The 18,327-nt window shown below is 39.4% G+C and carries 22 protein-coding genes; 16 read left to right on the forward strand and 6 right to left on the reverse strand.

Annotated elements, in window-relative coordinates; all coding sequences use genetic code 11:
- Positions 1 to 221: 221 nt before the first annotated feature.
- Complete coding sequence (locus ACQKEV_RS02310) at positions 222 to 1,064, reverse strand: DUF1028 domain-containing protein (protein ID WP_427442972.1); 843 nt, start codon at positions 1,062 to 1,064, stop codon at positions 222 to 224.
- The gene (locus ACQKEV_RS02315) at positions 1,061 to 2,092 is read right to left on the reverse strand and encodes an ion channel (protein ID WP_427457681.1); all 1,032 of its coding nucleotides are present in this window, start codon (positions 2,090 to 2,092) and stop codon (positions 1,061 to 1,063) included. Before ACQKEV_RS02315 ends, ACQKEV_RS02310 begins: the two co-directional genes overlap by 4 nt.
- A 170-nt stretch (positions 2,093 to 2,262) precedes the next feature.
- Here ACQKEV_RS02315 and ACQKEV_RS02320 point away from each other — a divergent pair, with 170 nt between their 5' ends.
- The 5 genes from ACQKEV_RS02320 to ACQKEV_RS02340 all read left to right on the forward strand — a co-directional run bounded on the left by ACQKEV_RS02320 (position 2,263) and on the right by ACQKEV_RS02340 (position 5,886).
- Complete coding sequence (locus ACQKEV_RS02320; RefSeq protein WP_427442976.1) at positions 2,263 to 2,709, forward strand: YaiI/YqxD family protein; 447 nt, start codon at positions 2,263 to 2,265, stop codon at positions 2,707 to 2,709.
- An 86-nt stretch (positions 2,710 to 2,795) separates the two neighbouring features.
- Complete coding sequence (locus tag ACQKEV_RS02325) at positions 2,796 to 2,951, forward strand: YpzG family protein (RefSeq protein ID WP_269927353.1); 156 nt, start codon at positions 2,796 to 2,798, stop codon at positions 2,949 to 2,951.
- A 258-nt stretch (positions 2,952 to 3,209) separates the two neighbouring features.
- A complete protein-coding gene (locus ACQKEV_RS02330) occupies positions 3,210 to 4,016 on the forward strand; it encodes an ABC transporter permease (protein ID WP_427442978.1) in 807 nt (268 codons plus the stop codon).
- A 4-nt stretch (positions 4,017 to 4,020) separates the two neighbouring features.
- A complete protein-coding gene (locus ACQKEV_RS02335) occupies positions 4,021 to 4,800 on the forward strand; it encodes an ABC transporter ATP-binding protein (protein ID WP_427442980.1) in 780 nt (259 codons plus the stop codon).
- 15 nt (positions 4,801 to 4,815) lie between these two features.
- A complete protein-coding gene (locus ACQKEV_RS02340; RefSeq protein ID WP_427442982.1) occupies positions 4,816 to 5,886 on the forward strand; it encodes an ABC transporter substrate-binding protein in 1,071 nt (356 codons plus the stop codon).
- Positions 5,887 to 6,015: 129 nt separating this feature from the next.
- Here ACQKEV_RS02340 and ACQKEV_RS02345 read toward each other — a convergent pair whose 3' ends face one another.
- Positions 6,016 to 6,501 (reverse strand): SRPBCC family protein, encoded by a 486-nt coding sequence (locus ACQKEV_RS02345; protein WP_427442984.1) that lies wholly within the window; start codon positions 6,499 to 6,501, stop codon positions 6,016 to 6,018.
- Positions 6,498 to 7,265 (reverse strand): metalloregulator ArsR/SmtB family transcription factor, encoded by a 768-nt coding sequence (locus ACQKEV_RS02350; RefSeq protein ID WP_427457684.1) that lies wholly within the window; start codon positions 7,263 to 7,265, stop codon positions 6,498 to 6,500. Before ACQKEV_RS02350 ends, ACQKEV_RS02345 begins: the two co-directional genes overlap by 4 nt.
- A gap of 175 nt (positions 7,266 to 7,440) precedes the next feature.
- Here ACQKEV_RS02350 and ACQKEV_RS02355 point away from each other — a divergent pair, with 175 nt between their 5' ends.
- The 3 genes from ACQKEV_RS02355 (at position 7,441) to ACQKEV_RS02365 (ending at position 10,984) form a co-directional block, all read left to right on the forward strand.
- Complete coding sequence (locus tag ACQKEV_RS02355; protein ID WP_427442987.1) at positions 7,441 to 8,886, forward strand: circularly permuted type 2 ATP-grasp protein; 1,446 nt, start codon at positions 7,441 to 7,443, stop codon at positions 8,884 to 8,886.
- Positions 8,886 to 10,766, forward strand: coding sequence for an alpha-E domain-containing protein (locus ACQKEV_RS02360; protein WP_427442989.1), 1,881 nt, complete (start codon positions 8,886 to 8,888; stop codon positions 10,764 to 10,766). Before ACQKEV_RS02355 ends, ACQKEV_RS02360 begins: the two co-directional genes overlap by 1 nt.
- Positions 10,767 to 10,837: 71 nt before the next feature.
- Positions 10,838 to 10,984: a hypothetical protein gene (locus tag ACQKEV_RS02365; RefSeq protein WP_427442991.1), complete on the forward strand. Its 147-nt coding sequence runs from the start codon at positions 10,838 to 10,840 to the stop codon at positions 10,982 to 10,984.
- 168 nt (positions 10,985 to 11,152) lie between these two features.
- Here ACQKEV_RS02365 and ACQKEV_RS02370 read toward each other — a convergent pair whose 3' ends face one another.
- Complete coding sequence (locus tag ACQKEV_RS02370) at positions 11,153 to 11,590, reverse strand: YusW family protein (RefSeq protein WP_427442993.1); 438 nt, start codon at positions 11,588 to 11,590, stop codon at positions 11,153 to 11,155.
- A 549-nt stretch (positions 11,591 to 12,139) separates the two neighbouring features.
- On the opposite strand from ACQKEV_RS02370, the gene ACQKEV_RS02375 reads away from it, so the two are divergent.
- The 8 genes from ACQKEV_RS02375 (at position 12,140) to ACQKEV_RS02410 (ending at position 17,599) form a co-directional block, all read left to right on the forward strand.
- Positions 12,140 to 12,592, forward strand: coding sequence for a MarR family winged helix-turn-helix transcriptional regulator (locus tag ACQKEV_RS02375; RefSeq protein ID WP_427442997.1), 453 nt, complete (start codon positions 12,140 to 12,142; stop codon positions 12,590 to 12,592).
- 25 nt (positions 12,593 to 12,617) lie between these two features.
- Positions 12,618 to 13,136 carry a GNAT family N-acetyltransferase gene (locus ACQKEV_RS02380; RefSeq protein WP_427442999.1) on the forward strand — a complete coding sequence of 173 codons (519 nt, stop codon included), beginning with the start codon at positions 12,618 to 12,620 and terminating at the stop codon, positions 13,134 to 13,136.
- Positions 13,137 to 13,344: 208 nt separating this feature from the next.
- Positions 13,345 to 13,677 (forward strand): bacillithiol system redox-active protein YtxJ, encoded by a 333-nt coding sequence (gene ytxJ / locus ACQKEV_RS02385; protein WP_427443001.1) that lies wholly within the window; start codon positions 13,345 to 13,347, stop codon positions 13,675 to 13,677.
- 147 nt (positions 13,678 to 13,824) lie between these two features.
- Complete coding sequence (locus ACQKEV_RS02390; protein WP_427443003.1) at positions 13,825 to 14,640, forward strand: STAS domain-containing protein; 816 nt, start codon at positions 13,825 to 13,827, stop codon at positions 14,638 to 14,640.
- 17 nt (positions 14,641 to 14,657) lie between these two features.
- The gene (locus tag ACQKEV_RS02395; RefSeq protein ID WP_427443005.1) at positions 14,658 to 15,170 is read left to right on the forward strand and encodes a GNAT family N-acetyltransferase; all 513 of its coding nucleotides are present in this window, start codon (positions 14,658 to 14,660) and stop codon (positions 15,168 to 15,170) included.
- 94 nt (positions 15,171 to 15,264) lie between these two features.
- Complete coding sequence (locus tag ACQKEV_RS02400) at positions 15,265 to 15,639, forward strand: nucleotide excision repair endonuclease (RefSeq protein ID WP_427443007.1); 375 nt, start codon at positions 15,265 to 15,267, stop codon at positions 15,637 to 15,639.
- A 346-nt stretch (positions 15,640 to 15,985) separates the two neighbouring features.
- Positions 15,986 to 17,026, forward strand: a complete 1,041-nt coding sequence (locus ACQKEV_RS02405; RefSeq protein ID WP_427443009.1) for a hypothetical protein — start codon at positions 15,986 to 15,988, stop codon at positions 17,024 to 17,026.
- 123 nt (positions 17,027 to 17,149) lie between these two features.
- On the forward strand, positions 17,150 to 17,599 hold the full coding sequence (locus ACQKEV_RS02410) for a GNAT family N-acetyltransferase (protein WP_427443011.1): 450 nt from the start codon (positions 17,150 to 17,152) through the stop codon (positions 17,597 to 17,599).
- A 79-nt stretch (positions 17,600 to 17,678) separates the two neighbouring features.
- Here the strand turns inward: ACQKEV_RS02410 and ACQKEV_RS02415 are convergent, their stop codons facing one another.
- A complete protein-coding gene (locus ACQKEV_RS02415; RefSeq protein ID WP_427443013.1) occupies positions 17,679 to 18,296 on the reverse strand; it encodes a hypothetical protein in 618 nt (205 codons plus the stop codon).
- Positions 18,297 to 18,327 lie beyond the last annotated feature (31 nt).

The following is an 18,327-nucleotide window of genomic DNA, read 5'->3' on the forward strand; positions in this document are numbered from 1 at the left end:
GTTGGTATGTTAAAAGTTAAATGATTGAAGTGGAAGGCGGCGACTCCAGCGGGAAAAGCGAGTCCAGGTGAGACCCCGCAGGCGCTTGCGACGAGGAGGCTCACGGACCGCCCGCGGAAAGCGTCCGCCTGAAACGGAAATCAGCAGAGTTTTTTAAAATATAAAAAAAGGGGCTTCCCTAAAAGTCATTTTAAATAACTTTTGGGGAAGCCTCTACTTATTTATTTAATTCGCATAAACTCCACAACTTTACGATCAATCATGCCGCGATTTTGAATGCGTTCATCAAAATTCTCCATAAGATGGTAAGACTGAACTGCATCAAGTAGATCTTGATGGTCGGAAAGCTCCCGTTGCAAATGGCCATTTTCGTATAATAGGTTTTGCAGTTCTTCTGCCAACGATCCTTCAATCGCAATAATATCCTCAGGTAAAGTAGGTTCAAAATACAGCTGATGCAATTTTAATAAGCGTGCTAACTCTTGAACCGGTTCTTCATGATCATCCACCCGTAAATCAATATAGCGATCATTGTACCCGCCATAACTGCCATTTTCTTTTACAATCAACAAGGCAGCCGACTGTTTCCCTCGACTGTCACCACCTGCCGTATCACCTGCGAGAAGCGCTGAAAGCAAACGTTCTGCCAATGACCCTTGAGTTTGCAAAAATGTAGATTCCATTGTTTCTGCAGTTTGCTGATCGACCAGAATATTTCCTTGTACGGCAAAGTTGTCTCCGGCAAAACCACCGGCCCAGTCATAACAATCTTCTCCAGTAAACGTGACGCTTCGACCTTGTGCATCTACAATGCCAACTTGTCTAGATGCGAATTTGTCATCGTTACCAATCAATTGGTCTAATACATCTTGTGGCGAAAGTCCTTTTTCAAGCAATTCCAAACCATGTTTACCGTAATCCAAGTTCGCCCAGGACTGAGTGGCAATGGCACCCACACCAGCTTTCGCGAATGGAACTACAGCACCAACACTCAAGAATTTGGATGCTACTGCTACTCCGAGCTCCTTAGTTTCTGGATCGAAACCTACGATTGAATAAGTCATGATGGAACTCCTTTCGAAATAATAGAATGATAGGTTGAATCGTCACAAATGACCGTCAATATCGCATCGGAAGGAATGTCTTCCTGTAAACGACGATTGATGTCCATTTTCTGACGATCGGCAATTAATGTTGCACCATGTTCTAGTAATGCATGAAATGCATCTCCATATGTTTTCCATTCAGGACGTGTTGGTATTTCAAACAAATCCTCACCTACAGTACGACTGATTAATTGCGTCACGATGTTGCCTACATTTTGATGCATTGCCGAGCGGACAGCGAGTAAAGAAATCGTTTCTTGGGACAAAATAAACTCATCCACTTTGACATGTGAGAAGTTGGCGAGTTGTTTTTCTGTCATTACTTCCACGGTCGTATGGACATTTGAAGCAAGGCGTTCACAAGTGATCGCAATCGTCAGTGTCTTGGCATCACGTAAAGACGCAACTGTAATGTTTTCATCCGCAAAAATGATAACAGATTTCGCTTTCGCAATATTTGCCTGAATAAAAGGTCCTTCTTCGGATGGATCACCTTGTACATAATGGACACGATCCATGCTGACATCTGTCGGGGATGTAGGAAGCGTATCAATAATGACGATTTCAACGGAAGGATCTGATGAAAGAATTTCTTTGAGTGCCATTTCTGTTTTCTTTCCCCATCCGACAATAATGATGTGATGTTCATGTGTATAAGCCAACTTGCCTTCCTCCTTACGTTTTCTGAAAATGGAAAACGCATCAACTATTTTCCCGATTACAACACCGAGTAATCCAATTCCTAATAAGTACATCATGACTGTAAATAATCTGCCTGCAGCGGTAACAGGTGAATAATCTCCGTACCCTACAGTAGAAAACGTGGTCATTACAAAGTAAAATGATGTTAACAAACTTTCAAACGTTTCGGGCTCCAACAAATAAATCGTCACTGTACAAAATACAATAAAGATTAATGCTGCAAATAATAAGGTAAGATTTTTCATACGGACCAAACTGAGTCCGACTTTTAGGAAAAAATGCATGGTTCAATCTCCAATCGGCAGAATCTTTCGATAAGTTTTAGTTTACACGTTTTCATACACATGTGCTATAGAACGAACATGTATTAAAACGTTTATGGAAACTAGATAAAAAGAAATTCTAACGAAAACAAAATCGAGAATGTGTTCAAAAGTGGGAGGAAATGATAAAAATGGTCAACATATTAGTTGATGCGGATGGTTGTCCGGTTGTCGATAGTACGATTCAAATTGCTAAACGACATGATATGCCTGTCACTTTATTCTGCGATACAGCACACAATATGCAACGTGAAGGTGCAAAAACCGTGATGGTGTCAAAGGGAATGGATGCCGTGGATTTTGTGCTCGTCAATCGAGTCAAACCGGGAGATATCGTCATTACACAGGATTACGGACTGGCTGCCATGGTATTGGCTAAACGAGGTCTCGTAATGGACCAAAATGGTCGCGAGTATACAAATGAAAATATTGATCAATTATTAGATAGTCGTCATATTGCCAAGAAAATTCGTCAGGCAGGCGGACGAATGAAAGGGCCTAAAAAGAGAAGAAAAGAAGATAATGAGAACTTTGAACGAAAGTTTGAAACGTTAATTCTCAAACAATTAGAGAAATAAAATTCTGCCCCTCATAGATTTGCCCAGATAACACATACTAATCAAGATTTCTTCTTTTCATTCTTAGAAAAAAGAGGTGAAGGGCAATGAGTAAAAAACAACCACTGGATTCCAAGTCAGCGGAGTTACATCATAACTGGACAAGGCCTAAGAAAGCCAAATCACAAGTCAACGGTAACACAGAAGAATCACAAGCGACTCAGATTTTAAAAACCAGCGCCAAAATTTACCGAAACGGATAAGTTGAATAAGAAGAAATTGGGATCCGGATATTTTTCCGGGTCTTTTTTTGTTGTGGGATAGACATTTTTAAAGTGTCGGGAGGCTCGGTCTGACTTTTTAAGGTTGACGTCTGAAAAATAGCGCATGACGTCTGAAAAAACAAGGTTGACGTCTGAAAAATCAGCAGTGACGTCTGAAAACGAACGGTTTCTATCACTGCTCAGTGAGCACACATTTCCTCAAGCCTACATATTATTTGGATGAAGAGGTGGTGAAAAATGAGGGATATAAAAGATCCAATAGAAACGGAACAACAGGAATGGAGAAAGCAGCAAAACCAGAATCGATTGAAAACGTGGCTAACCATTTTTTCTCCCGTTTGTCTCTTGCTCGTCTGGGAATTTCTCTCTCAAAGCGGACTTATTGATGCGAGGTTTTTCCCTCCGCCAACTGCTATTGTTTCCACATTTCTTGAATTGCTCACGTCTGGTGAATTGTTTCATCACATTAACATTTCATTGTTTCGAATAGGATTTGGTTTCTTACTTGGTGTAATTCCCGGAATACTCATCGGTTTATGCATGGGTCTCTATGCACCGATCCGCCATTTTATTTCTCCGATTATAATGGCTTTGATGCCAATCCCCACAATTGCTTTATTGCCGATTATTTTAATCATTTTCGGTATTGGTGAAGTGTCTAAAGTAGTTACGATTGCAGGAAGTGTGTTCTTTCCAGTGGTAATCAATACGGTAGCTGGTGTCATTTCAATTGACTCCATTTATTTGGATGTAGCGAAAAATTATGGAGCAAGCAGAAAGGATTTCTTCTTGAAAATAGCTTTACCTGGTTCGCTTCCAGTCATGCTCGAAGGGATTCAAATGGGGCAGGCAATTGCTTTGCTAACCATTGTCGCAGCTGAAATGATGGGTGCAACTTCAGGGATTGGCTATTTAATTTGGACGTCCTACAGTGCGTTTTTATTAAAAGAGATGTTTGTCGGGTTAATCCTGATTTCTTTCTTTGGATATATCTTTTCATTGTTATTAAGAGGATTACAACGAAAATTAGTGCCGTGGAGGTGACGACGTGAGGTCAAAACCCAAAATATCGATTCAGGAATTGACGAAAGTATTTTATAAAAAAGAAAACAGTGTTACTGCACTTGAAAATATTTCTCTCAATATTGAAGACGGGGAATTTGTGTGTCTCGTCGGACCAAGCGGATGTGGAAAAACAACATTACTTCGAATCCTGGCAGGGCTTGAAAACCAAAGTTCTGGTGATTTTACAATCGAACCGGGTGACGAAGACCGGCCGAGTCAATCAATGGTGTTTCAAGAAAGAGGCATTCTTCCTTGGCTGACGGTTGAGGAAAATGTGGCGTTCGGACTTGAAATGCGGCATTTGCCAAAATCAATTGTAAAAGAACGAACCGCTTATTTTTTAAATAAGGTAGGTCTTAGAAAATTCGCGAAAATGTACCCGAAAGAGCTTTCTGGTGGGATGAAGCAACGCGTAAGCATTGCGAGAGCGTTTGCGAACGACCCTGAAATCTTGTTGATGGATGAACCGTTTGGCGCTTTAGACGAACAGAACAAATACATCTTACAAGAAGAATTATTGTCCATTTGGTCTGAAACAAAGAAAACGGTACTGTTCATCACACATAGCATCGACGAAGCATTGTATTTAAGTGATCGTGTCTTACTTATGAGTGCGCAACCTGGAAAAATCGTTGCAGAAATGAAAATAGATCTGCCGCGTCCAAGGAAACTAGAAGATTTTAGATCCAATCCAGAAATGGCTTTGAAGTTTTTGACCATCTGGCGTCATTTGCAAGTAGAAGTACAAGGATCAAGATTGTAAACGAGGAGTGTATAAATGAAGAAGTGGTTAGGAATGTTAGGCGTTTTGATTTTACTTGTCGGGGGGTGCTCCGATAAGGAAACGGTGCAAGTGAATGACGATGTGAGTAAAGATAATCCTTCCGGGGATTTGGCACCATTGAAGGAGAAAACAAAAGTTATAGTAGCTGAAGATGGAGCGGCGTCTGGAGCTGGTTTCTATATCGCGAATGAAAAAGGCTATTTTGCTGATTATAATATCGAAGTGGAATTCGCCACATTCGCAAATAGCGATGACATGTTACCTGCACTTGCGTCGGGAGAAGTGGATATTGCAGGAGGCATTTCTTCAGCCGCCTTCTTTAATGCAATTGCCCAAGGGATCGACGTGAAAATTGTGGCTGATAAAGGTCATAATGTAAAAGGAAAATCATACTTTACATTTGTGATTGGTGCAGATAAACAGGATGAAATCAAAACGTATAGTGATTTAAAAGGTAAGCGTATTGCGGTTTCCGGCGAGAACGGTGTTGACGATTATATATTCCATCTGATGCTTGATCACGCAGGTCTGACGAAAGACGATGTCGAGTTCGTCCTCATGCCTGATTTCGGGACCATGCTCGCTGCGATTGAGAATGGATCGATTGATGCTGCTTTGAATATCGAACCACTGATTACTACAGGTGTTGCACAAGGGATGCATGTACGTTTTGGCGATGCCACCGATTTCGCACCTGAAGCACAGATTGCCATGGTACTAGGTTCACCACAGTTTATGAATGAAGAGCAAGATGTCTCTTTACGATTCATGGCTGCTTACCTGAAAGGTGTACGGGATTATAACGACGCCTTCAAAAAAGGGGAAGGCAAAGATGAGATCATTGACATCATGACACAATACACAGCGTTAAAAGATGCTGCGGTATGGGAAGATGTAAATGTGACGGGACTTAATCCAAATGGCAAAATGTTCATAGGGGACATTCGCGATCAGTATGAATTGTACAAGAAAAACGGTGCAATTCGAGGCGACTTCAATTTTGATGAAGCCATTGATACGGATATAACGGAAAAAGCAGTCGAGATTATTGGGGAATATGAATAAACATTAGTAAGGGGAACGTCCAAATGACGGGATTCTTACTAATTTATATAGAGCAGCTCGACGTGAGGAAACGTATCACGTGGAAGCTGCTTTTTTTAATTCATTGGAAGACGAAGAAACTCGGGTCTGTTACATATACTTCTTTGAAAAAAATTTGAAAGCTGATCTAGCTAAGACACCTTTTATACCGGATTTAGGTACATGAGCTGTGGTTTCACCAGTCTCCACATATTGTTGGAGATGCAGCAGTGTGTCATCCCATCCTTTGGAACACATTTTGTAACATGACAATGATGGAGTTAGCCCTATATGTTGAAATTCTAAAACTGTTATTCCATCTTCCTTTGGATGAAGAGAAAATACTACATCTGTTCCTTTCCATTCATTCCATCCATCCACACATTTCCAGTGAACTTTTTCAATTGGTATGAGTTCAATGATTTTCATTGAATTAAATAACAATCGTTCGAAGCGAAAAGAATGGATGCCACCGACTTCCGTACTTATATCACAATCGACTGTCCACCAACTTTTAATCCCTTTTTCAGTTGTTAGAGCATCATATATTTTCTCAGCTGATGCAGCAATTTGAATTGTCTTTATATAACTGCTCATTGCTTTTCTGCCTGTTCTTTCAAATTATTCAACAACAATGTCCATCCCTTTGAATGTGCTTCTTCCCAGTTAGGATCAAGCAAACCTACTGCACTATGTGATAATTTGACAATCGTAGAGTTACCCTTATTTTCTAATACATATCCATAATGGCTGTTCACAGCGCCTGTCATTCCAAGCAACCCTTGCAAACGAATTTCTTCATTCTCTTTGTAATAAAGAACCGTTCCCCAAATAGCGCCTTGTCCATTTCCCCAATTTTCCTTAAAGAATCCACCAACAGTCGCATCCAGTGTCAAATGTGAGTTTTCTGCATGCAATCGAAACTCCCACCAATTGTTGATGTCGTTAACGAGTGACTGAAATACACCTTCAACCGGTGCGTGTATCTCAATTTCCTGTTCGATTTGAAATGAGCTAATTTCCTTTTTCATAAATTCTGTTCCTCCAGCTTCTAGTTTTGTTTTTAAATTAGTTAAGGATGTTGCCATTTTGGATTCATATTTACTGACCCAACGGTTATACACTTCTTGTAGTGGGATGATATTCAGGAAGTTCAAACGAGTTCGTCCTTGTCGTCTTACTACAATTAAATGGACTTCTTCCAATATCGTTAAATGCTTCATAATTGCATATCTTGATACATCGAATTGTTCACTTAATTCTCCTGTGGAAATCGGTCCTTTTTTCAATAGATCAAGAATGTCTACACGAGTTGGATGGGATAATGCTTTAAAAAGATGAGTTACTTCTTCATTAATCATAAGTTTGGTTGTCCACATCCTTATATTTTATAATGTGACTAAAAGGTAACATATAATATTTTTAAAAGCAAGCTTTAGGAAATAGGAGAATGGGTAAGGAAAAGAGGAAAGATATGATAAACTTAATGTACTATTTTCTTAATTTTCCAACTTCATATATAGAGAGGGTGTTTTCATGTTTACAACGTACAAAGTAAAGCCGTTTTTTGATGAAATGTTAAAGGCAAGCGGAAAACCTAAAGATCACTATCAAAAGTTTTATGAAATGTTACATAATTTTTCTCCCGATGAGTTGAAGGAAAAACATGAAACAGCCCAATTATCTTTTTTGAGACAAGGCATTACTTTTACGGTTTATCATAATAATGTGGGCGCTGAACGCACAATGCCTTTTGACTTTGTGCCGATCATCATTCCTCCAGAAGATTGGGAAACGATAGAAAAAGGAATGGTACAACGGACGGAAGCGCTCAATTGCTTTTTGCATGACGTGTATAATGACCAGCAAATCATTAAGGCTGGGGTCATTCCAAAAGAATTAGTACTGGACAACCCTTACTATTACGACAAGCAAGTGCAAGGCATAAATATTCCATTGAATAACCACATTTTCCTTGCCGGGATTGATTTAATTCGGGATGAAAATGGCAAATACTTAGTATTAGAGGACAACTTGAGAAATCCTTCTGGCATTTCGTATGTTTACCAAAATCGCTACGTTATGCGACAAGTCTACCCTGAATTTTTTGCAAAACATTCCGTCCAGACATTGGAGCATCAAGTAACCTATTTACATGAAGCGATTATGGACCATGCGCCAAAAGGAGTGGACAATCCTCGAGCAGTTCTACTGACTCCTGGAATTTATAATTCCGCTTACTATGATCATGTGTTTTTGGCACAACAAATGGGGCTTCAACTGGTTGAAGGCCGTGACTTAATGGTCGCGAACAACATTGTCTATATGAAAACGATTCGTGGCCTTGAAAAAGTCGATATCATTTATCGTCGAATTGATGATGACTTTCTGGATCCATTGGCGTTCCGCGAGGATTCAACTTTAGGTGTTGATGGTTTGCTTGAAGCTTATCGTCAAGGGAATGTGGCGATTTTGAACGGAATTGGCAACGGAGTGGCGGATGATAAGGCGATGTATGTGTATGTGCCTGATATGATTCGCTACTACTTGAAAGAAGAGCCAATTATTGATAATGTCATGACTTACCGTCTGGATGATCCAGAACAGCGGGATTGGGTGCTAAATCGATTACCTGAATTGGTAGTCAAAAATGTTGGAGCGTCAGGTGGATATGACATGCTGGTGGGACCACACGCAACCTTGGAGGAAATCGAGCTATTCCGTGGGAAAATACTTGAGAACCCTCATCAATATATCGCCCAACCGACGATAAAATTATCGAGAGCCCCTGCATATCAAGGGGATGAGTTTTATCCTTGTCACGTGGACTTACGTGTGTTTGTCATGAGAGGAAAAGAAACGCATGTCTTCCCGGGGGGACTTTCCCGAGTGGCACTAAAAAAAGGATCCCTTGTCGTGAACTCATCGCAAGGTGGTGGCGGTAAAGATACTTGGGTCATGAAGTCAGGAGGGATGAGCTAATGTTAAGTCGTGTAGCAGATTCACTCTACTGGATGGCACGCAATATTGAACGTACAGAATCAAATGCGCGTATTTTGGACGTTCATTTAACACAAATGGTTGAGACTTCGAGTGAAGATTTGTTAGACGGAAAACACTGGCAAATAATGTTTGAGGCGTGTTCAACGAAGGACGAACTAGATAAACTTCAAAACAATGCAAATGCTCAGGATGAAGATTATATACGCTATTTAGCTTTTCATACAGATAATCTCAATTCCATCTATAGCTGCGTTCGGGTGGCGCGGGAAAATGCCCGTCAAAGCCGGGATCACTTGCCAAACGAACTTTTTGAAGTATGGAATGACTTGTATCTGTTTACGATTCAAGCTGAACAAGAAATTTTTTCAATCCATCATTTGCGAACGTTTTTGCATAAAGTGAAATTGACGTGTTTGACAACACAAGGAATTATTGAATCAGGTATGTCCCGCAGTGTCGCTTACCGAATGCTTAAAATCGGGAAATGGCTGGAGCGTGCAGAAAAAACGGCACGTATTTTAAACGTGGTTTGTGAACAAACACGGGAAACCCAGTTGCTTTACAAAGGTGACGATTACTATGCGTGGTTATCGGCACTTCGCATGTTGAATGGCTATGAAGCCTATTTAAAAGTAAATCGCCCTAAGATGGACCCAAAAACCATCTTAACTTTTCTAATTACGGACGAATCGTTTCCAAGATCGATTCATTACAATATCAACCATGTAAGATCAGCGATTGATTTATTAGAGAATGCAAAAATTGCACACTATTCTTCCGAACTATATTATGCCCTTGAAAATTTGAAGAACGAATTTGATGAAATGTCCATTCAAGAGTTGAATTCAGACGATATGCTGGCATTTTTAAACACGTTCCAAAACAAATGTAATGAAATCGGACAAATTTTCTCGAAGACTTACTATCTAATTGAACCGGTTGGTACACAACGACAAACTCAATTGGCAGATTTACCTCAACAACCGATGACAGAAAAAGCTTCCTCCATGAAATATAGAATCGAACATACCAACATTTTTGATTACGATTCGTGGGTGGATCAAAGTATGAACTCAATCCGCTTAAAACCCCGTACGGATGAGTGTCAACGATTGCTGTCCTATCGAACGGATATTACCCCTGTAGCTCTAACGAAAGAACATGTGGATATTTGGGGGAACAGTGTCGAATCCTTTTTCATAGCGGATCATCACAAGCACTTGGAAGTTAAGGCAACATCCGTTGTCAGCATTCAAAAGAGTCCGTGGATTCATCGCATTGATTATTCACCGGAAATGCATGCCATTTTCCATTCCGAATTATTCAGCAATCATTATTTAGCTTATTTAAGTAATACGGCATACACTTATTTGACTCCAAAACAAATGGAACAAGTCGATAAGGACTTAGGGCAAATGGCGAATCCTGTCCAATATGCCATTGATGTGATGGGGTATTTGTTCAATCGTTTTACGTATGACGGTTCTTCGACAAATGTTTCAACGAAAGCCTTGGAATCCTTTGACTTGAAGAAAGGCGTTTGCCAGGATATTTCTCACGTTATGCTAGGGATCTTGCGCAATAAGCACATTCCGACAAGATACGTCAGCGGGTACCTGTATGTCGGAGAAAATTCGGCATTGGTTGGTGACGCAGCAAGTCATGCGTGGGTGGAAGTCATGGTCCCTGGTATCGGCTGGGTAGGACTTGATCCGACAAATAATGTGGAAGCCCTTGAAAACCACATTCGCGTTGGTGTCGGTCGCGATTACGGAGATGTCAGTCCGGTGCAAGGAGTTTACCGAGGCGGCAGTCACAAACTAGATGTGAAAGTATCTGTCAGTTTAATTGATCAATAAAACGGAGCCTTGACGAAGAATTCTTCGTCGAGGCTTTTTCGTGTGTTTTTAGAGAGAGGAGAAATCGAATCTTGGTTGTAATAATCGGGGGTGACGTAGGAAAAATCGGGGTTCACGTAGGAAAAATTGGCGTCGACGTAGGAATTATCGACGTTCACGTAGGAAAATTGCGCTGGAGACTGGATGTTTCGTTGGAATACTACTGTTCCGATAGGTAGGATTTCAGTCCACTGTAGTTGACTATCTTGCTAACAAAATTGCTAGAAAAGAAAAACAGAAAAAACCTGGTTATGCTACATATGTCGCTAAAAACAATGTATGCCTCCAACGAAGGTATTAATAAAAACCAAATCGCATATTGTACGCGACTTGGCTTTCAGTTGTGATTATTTCACTTCTTTAAACTCTTGGTCGTCGCCATCGGAAAATTCAACTTCCAATTCGATTTCCTTGTAATCTTCTACACCAAACGCCTTTGCCACTTTTTCCAAAACTTCTTCCTTACTCATATCTTTCGTAAGTGCAAGATCATTAAAAATTGGTTCAAGCTCTTTATAAGCTTCATCTCCTGATAAGTTAAATGTCTCCAACTTATTTAAATATTCCGCTTCCGTTTCTGATACATCTACGTCAAACGAAACATCAATTGCGTCTTTCTGATCTGCAGTATCAATATCTAAATCGAAAGAGCGAAATCCGAATTCAGTTTCGGCTTGATCCGCCGTAGGTCCATCTTTCACTTCCTCATTGTCTCCACAAGCACCTAACATTAAGGCGGTTGATAATAGTGCAGGTCCATAAAAAGCATATTTTTTCAGTGCCATCTAATAGTCATCCTTCCATATTTTTATAGTTAGAGTATTCCCAGATTCAAAAGCTTTATAAACCTTCTTAACTTTCCCGGCATTAAGCAATCCTGCGGCGTTTTTTGTCTGTCACCAGGAACTCAATGTGCCAAAGTTTAAGTGCTTTTTTGGTCGACTAAAGAATCGACACCTTGATTTTGGAAAGCAACCTGCCAAAGATGAAATTTTGGCAGGTTTCTACTTTTTTTATCTGATTGTGCGAAGCTTATCTCCTTTATCTTGAAGTTAACAAGAGCACTCGGATTCTTGGTTGTAATATTCGACGTCGACGTAGGAAAAAACGCTGCTCACGTAGGAAAAATTGGAGTTGACGTAGGAAAAATCGACGTTCACGTTGTAAAAGTCTTTTGGTGTGTGCAATTTTAAAATTAATCCGGTCTATATATTTCATTGTTCTCCGCTTTTCATCGTTATTTTTGTTGCAAATGCAATAAAAATAGTTTAAATTGAATGTAAATCTTTATTGTTGCATTAGCAATGAAAATATTCGATACAAGGAGTTTATTTATGAAGGAAATTCTGCGTGAAATCGGCATGATAGCAAGAGCATTGGATTCGATTAGCAACATAGAATTCAAAGAATTTGACCTTACCAAAGGACAGTATTTGTACTTGGTACGAATCTGTGAGAACCCGGGAATCATTCAGGAACAGTTAGTGGAGATGATCAAAGTGGACCGGTCTACAGCAACTCGTGCCATCCAAAAACTAGAATTAAACTGCTTTATTGAAAAGAAAGAAGATCCACACAACAAAAAAATCAAAAGACTCTTTCCAACGGAGAAAGGGAACACAGTATATCCTTTCATCAAAAGAGAAAATGATTATTCCAATCTCGTAGCATTAGATGGATTTTCCGAAAAGGAATCAAAAATCACTTTCGATTTGCTGCAGAGAATCAGGAAAAATGTCGAAAGAGACTGGGAATTTGTAAAAAAGGGAAACAAGAGAGACTATTAATGAGCTGAAGGAGAGACCGATTGAAATGACAACGACGATTAAGAAATGTCTGCTTGAAGATTTACGCGAACTTCAAAAAATCAGTGTTGAAACATTCACCGAGACTTTCAAAGATCAGAATTCACCCGAACACCTGAATGCCTATTTGGAAAGGGCATATAACTTGGACAAACTAGAACAAGAATTAATAAATCGTAATTCGCAATTCTTTTTTGTTTATCTTAATCAGGAAGTCGCTGGATATCTAAAGGTCAATACCGATGAGGCACAGTCTGAAGCGATGGGCGCTGACTCACTCGAAGTCGAGAGGATTTATATAAAGAAGAAATTCCAAAAGCACGGACTTGGGAAGCAGTTGCTAAATAAATCTCTGGAAATTGCGCTGAATCAGAAGAAAAAGAAAATTTGGCTCGGTGTCTGGGAAGAAAATGAAAACGCCATCGCATTTTATCAGAAAAAGGGGTTTGTCCAAACGGGCGCACACTCTTTTTATATGGGTGATGATGAGCAAGTGGACTTGATCATGACAAAATCACTTCAATAACTTTTTTTCAAAAGGCGGACCAATCTGTATATAACGGTGCAAATTTAGACTAAATATAGGAATTTGTTTAACTAAATTCATTTGGAAGACTCATCACCACAAAAAAAGGAAAACCCGTTGAGTACTTATATTAATTAAGCAATATACGTGCGAAACGGTTTGAAATTCGAGATAATAGGAAAACTAACTATTGAAAGGATGATGATTGATGGCCACATATACTGAAATTACAACATTGCCTGAATGGGAAAACGTTCTTCAAAAATCAAAAGAAAAACCAGTCTTATTGTTTAAACACAGTACGACTTGTCCTGTAAGTGCTGCTGCTTACCGTGAATTCACGTCATTGGAATCGGATGTAGACGCTTATTTAGTAAAAGTCATTGAAAGTCGTCCAGTATCGAATGAAATCGAAAGTAATTTAGGCGTTCAACATCAATCGCCACAGATTTTCATTGTGTCGAATGAAGAACCTATTTGGCATGCTTCGCATTGGAACATTACAGAGACGAAGATTGGTCAGGCTATGCAAAGTATTTAAGTATAAAGTGAAGTAAACCCACTCTTTGAAGTGGGTTTTACTATTTATTTAGTAAATTATTGAATATTCATGCTTTCCTCTTGTGTTTATAGTAATATTCTCTTATAGAGTAATAGCTGACAATAAAAACTGAGGATGTGCACTATAATGGACGATATTTTAAAAGTAGGTAAGTATTTGGTGGATCATGCAGAAGAAATCGTGACGTCAATGATAGAACCTGCACTTCAACGAGTAGAATTCGAAGTTACCGAAGAAATGATTCAGCAATCAATCAAACTAAATGTCGAGTTTTTAACCATGTTAGTGGATTCATTTGAAGCTAGCAACGAAGTAGCGGCAGCTGAATTAATCAAATGGAGCAAAAAAAATGGCGAACAACAAGCGGCTATGCTTGCTCAATTATCGACAATGATAAAGCCATATGCAGAAAATCGTTTGATGTATTTACAAAAGATTACTCAAATTGCAATGGACCATGGTTTATCGACGGAAGATGTTTTGAAAATCAGCAATCGTATCTGTTATTTACTAGATGTCAGTATGATTGAAACCATTTTTGCTTATGAGGCTTACCGTGATGAACAACTTAAAGATCGCCAAAAAGAAATCAACGAATTGTCTGCTCCAATCGTGCCAATACAACATGGTATCGCTGTTTTACCGTTAATTGGAGTAATTGACTACCCACGAGTTCAACACCTATTGAACAATGTTCTGCCATCTATTCCATCTTTGGATATAGACCATTTAATTATCGATTTCTCGGGTATTTTGACGATTGATTCAGAAGTAGCACAACATATTTTCACGATTCATAATGTATTGCAATTATTGGGGATTCACGTCATGTTTACAGGAATCCGACCGAACTTATCGATGGCAGTAGTACAAGCTGGAATTGATTTTACATCATTCAATACATATGGCAGCGTGAAGCAAGCGATTGAAAGCGTTAGATAATGTAAGAGGTGAGAAATATGGTGAAATTGGTTCGGCCAACGATTGATTTAAAGCCTGCTTACATGTCTTTTTACGAGGAATGGAAAGCAAGTGGCGAGGCAACGATTCCTTGGGTAATCGGCAAAGATCCAACTGATTTTGAAGGGATGGTACAGTCTTTACTCGAAGCTGAAAAAGGAATTGGTTTGCCAGAAGGTTGGGTACCTGATTCGACCTATTGGTTAATTGATGAAGAATACCGCATTCTTGGCGTAGTCAATATTCGTCATAAATTAACTGAACACTTGATGAACGCTGGAGGACATATTGGATATGGTATTCGTCCATCAGAACGCCAAAAAGGTTTTGCAACTGGACTATTGAAGTTGGCTCTGGAAAAAACAAGAGATCTTGGAATCGAACGGGCACTAGTTGTGTGTGATGCGATAAATGTCGGTTCAGAAAAAACCATCCAAAAAAATGGTGGTATTGAAGACACGAATTTTGTTGAAGATGATGGGAATGTGATTAAACGGTATTGGATTGGCTAAAACTTTTTCTAAAGGTCAACAATGTATATCTGATAGATTTTTACCGCTATTTGTGATAGCATTACACTCTAAAGAAGTGAGGACGTGACTGAATATGATTAAAATTGAAATGCCAAAACCAGACCTAACTATTGTTCAACGTGAACAAGACCGATCAAACGACGAGCCAGAGATTCCTTCAATTTATGGTTTCATCGACTTCCACCAGATTGCACGCGACAAAGGCGGCATCATCATGTTTTACAACAAAGAAGAAGAGCTTTTGTTCGTAGGGAAAGCACGTAAAGTAAGACAACGTGTGAAAAAACATTTTGAAGATAATGTGTCACCACTTAAAGAGCACCGTGATGAAGTGGCAAAAATCAAGATTTTCTACGTTGACGATGCAATGGAACGTGAAATTTATGAGACTTACGCAATCAACAAATTTGTTGCGAAGTACAATGTCGATAAGAAATTTACACATTAATTAATGAAAGCTGTCCTTTAGAGGATGGCTTTTTTTATATACATTTTAATGTGCCATGAACCGAGCGTTCATGGTGTTTTTATTTCCACTTTAATCTTTGCTGAAGACCCCCGTAGGTGGCTGAAGCCAAGCCCACGGAAAGCGAAGTGGCGGGCCCTGCTTTTTCTTGCTTAATTTGCATACCTAACTATATCTATTAACAAATACCGAAAGAGAAATGATATGTTATTTCTAATTTGCAAAAATAATTACTTTTAAAGTAATTAAATTTACGCTCAAAATAAATTAATGTTGCATTAAAACGTAAATTAATTTACTATAAAAAGTAACGAAGGGGGATAAATTGATGGATAATATTCGTTTGAATGTGGCTTTACTTAGAAGGAAAGTTCCAAATTTAACGACTGCTGCAAAATCAATTGGTATTCGACCGGCTACCGTGTCTAATCTATGTACTGGCAAGATTGATTTAGGAAAAGCGGAAGTTCGAACGTTGGTTGGTCTTGCATCACTTGCTAATTGTTCAGTTGACGAATTAATCATTCGAGGGGAGAAATTGAATATGATCGAAACGCAAATTAAGACTTTAGATTTCTTTGCACCGCTAGTAAAAGGCGGTACAACAGGAATTGTGGCTCGTCCAGGTATGGGGCAAGTGGTTATACTGGCTGAATTGATGCATCGTTTCAAAGAAAGCGACCTAACTACTGTCTTTTTACTCCCAACTGGGAATCATCCCGAACTTGTAGGTACAACGGAATTGGCTGATATTGTGACAACTACAATCGATGAAACATTCTCGACCTTAACTTCTCATAATGGAGAAGTGATTTTCATTACGGATAAGAGTTATATTGTTTCCGGTGAACTCCTGGAGTTACAGGAGAAATTATTGGCAGATTGTGTTCAAAACGTAACCACCATTCTTGTTGATTTATCCGGTGAAGTGGTGGAAGAAGACTTGCCTTACGGACCACTAGAAACGCTGTGGCAACTGGATGCCGATTTGGCAAGTCGCCACCAATACCCAGCGGTTCACCCGATATATTCCACGTCTTCGATTTTGGAAGGAATTGATTTGGACCAACGTCATTTTAACTTGAGGCAGCGTGCCCAAAAATTGTTACGCCGTTATCGTGAGTTGCGTTCTGTGGTTGCTGTTCATGGCATGGAGAAAATTCCTACTGCCGAGTTGGAAACATATCAAAGGGGAGAACGACTGGAAGCCTATTTCACTCAACCATTGTTTGTTGCAGAATCGGTAACAGGACAAAAAGGGCAATCAGTGGCAATGTCACAAACATTGCAAGATGTAGAGGCGATATTAGATGGCAAGGCTGATCAGCTATCTGTAGATGAATTGAAATACAGTGGAAGTTTAATGTAATACCTAAAGAGTGGGAATGTCCCGCTCTTTTTTATATGTTTAAAAAAAGGGAATGAAGGAGTAAGTAGCGAAATAGTATATAGTTAGAATAATTAAATTATTAACTAAAGGGGAGAAACTCAGATGACGTTCAAAGTTCAACGAATAGAAGATTTGAAGAAAGTAGACGTATCGCAGTTGGTAACGGAAAGTGAAGAAGAAGGTTACCGTTTCTTAACTCGTTTAGTGAATGATTATGAAGATGGATCGAATACATTCAGTAAAGATGGTGAAGCGCTTTTCGGAGTGTGGGAAGGACCAGAGAAGTTGGTAGCCATCGGTGGTATCAATCGAAATCCGTATACAGAAAATAAAGATGAAGCTCGCTTAAGGAGATTTTATACGCTTGGAGATGCTCGACGCCAAGGGGTAGGATCCCAACTGTTGCAGGAGCTTGTAAACCATGCCAAAGGGAATTTCTCAAGAATCACATGTCGTACTGAATCCGCAAAAGCTGATGCTTTTTACCGGGCAAACGGATTTGAAGAGACACATGATACACCTGATACCACACATGTTCTGAAACTCGGTTAATTATTAAACTGATATCGGTATTCCATCAGCAAAAAGAATAACCTTTTAGAGGAGCGGGATAACGGGCTCCCCTTAAAGGTTATTCGACGATTTTAAAGGTTTTCAGCATATGGTAATACCTTGCACCATGCCCTTCAGCAGCTTCGAGGAAATAGAATTGGGTGATAACAAAGCTTCCTTCTTTTCCGTTACTGATGACGTAAGCATTGACGATTTTACTCTCGGCTTCATTGCCTTCTGAACCGTGTAACTGAAACCCCTTTACTGGTTCTGTTACTTCTTCAACTTCCCGTAGCTCAGGAAATTCTTTTTTTAGTTCGGCTTCAATATTACTAACAAGAACTTCTGGTTTCTCATCGGGAATTTGCCTGATTTCCATCGTCACATCCGGATAATTTACAGGTGCTGGGATAATAGGGGTAATGATATCTGATGTTTCATTGTGGGTTTGCTTGTAACGTGTTTCATCCACATAGATCACATATTCCGAATTTTTACCTTCAGTTAGCTGTAATTGGGTTTCTTCGTTCTCTCCCTCGATGCTTTGAATCACTTCTTTCTCAGGGAGAAACACTTCTTTAAATTCTTTAGTAAAAGCCGTTCGTTTATCCGTTTGCAAACTAAATGCAATCAACAAGGCTGCAGCAACTGCAAAGATGAGTGGAATTGTCCGATTCCTGTTTATAATTTTTTTCACGCCTTCCTTATTTGTTTTCTTTTGACTAAGT

Source organism: Paenisporosarcina sp. NPDC076907 (genome assembly GCF_050269735.1).
Lineage (GTDB): Bacteria > Bacillota > Bacilli > Bacillales_A > Planococcaceae > Paenisporosarcina.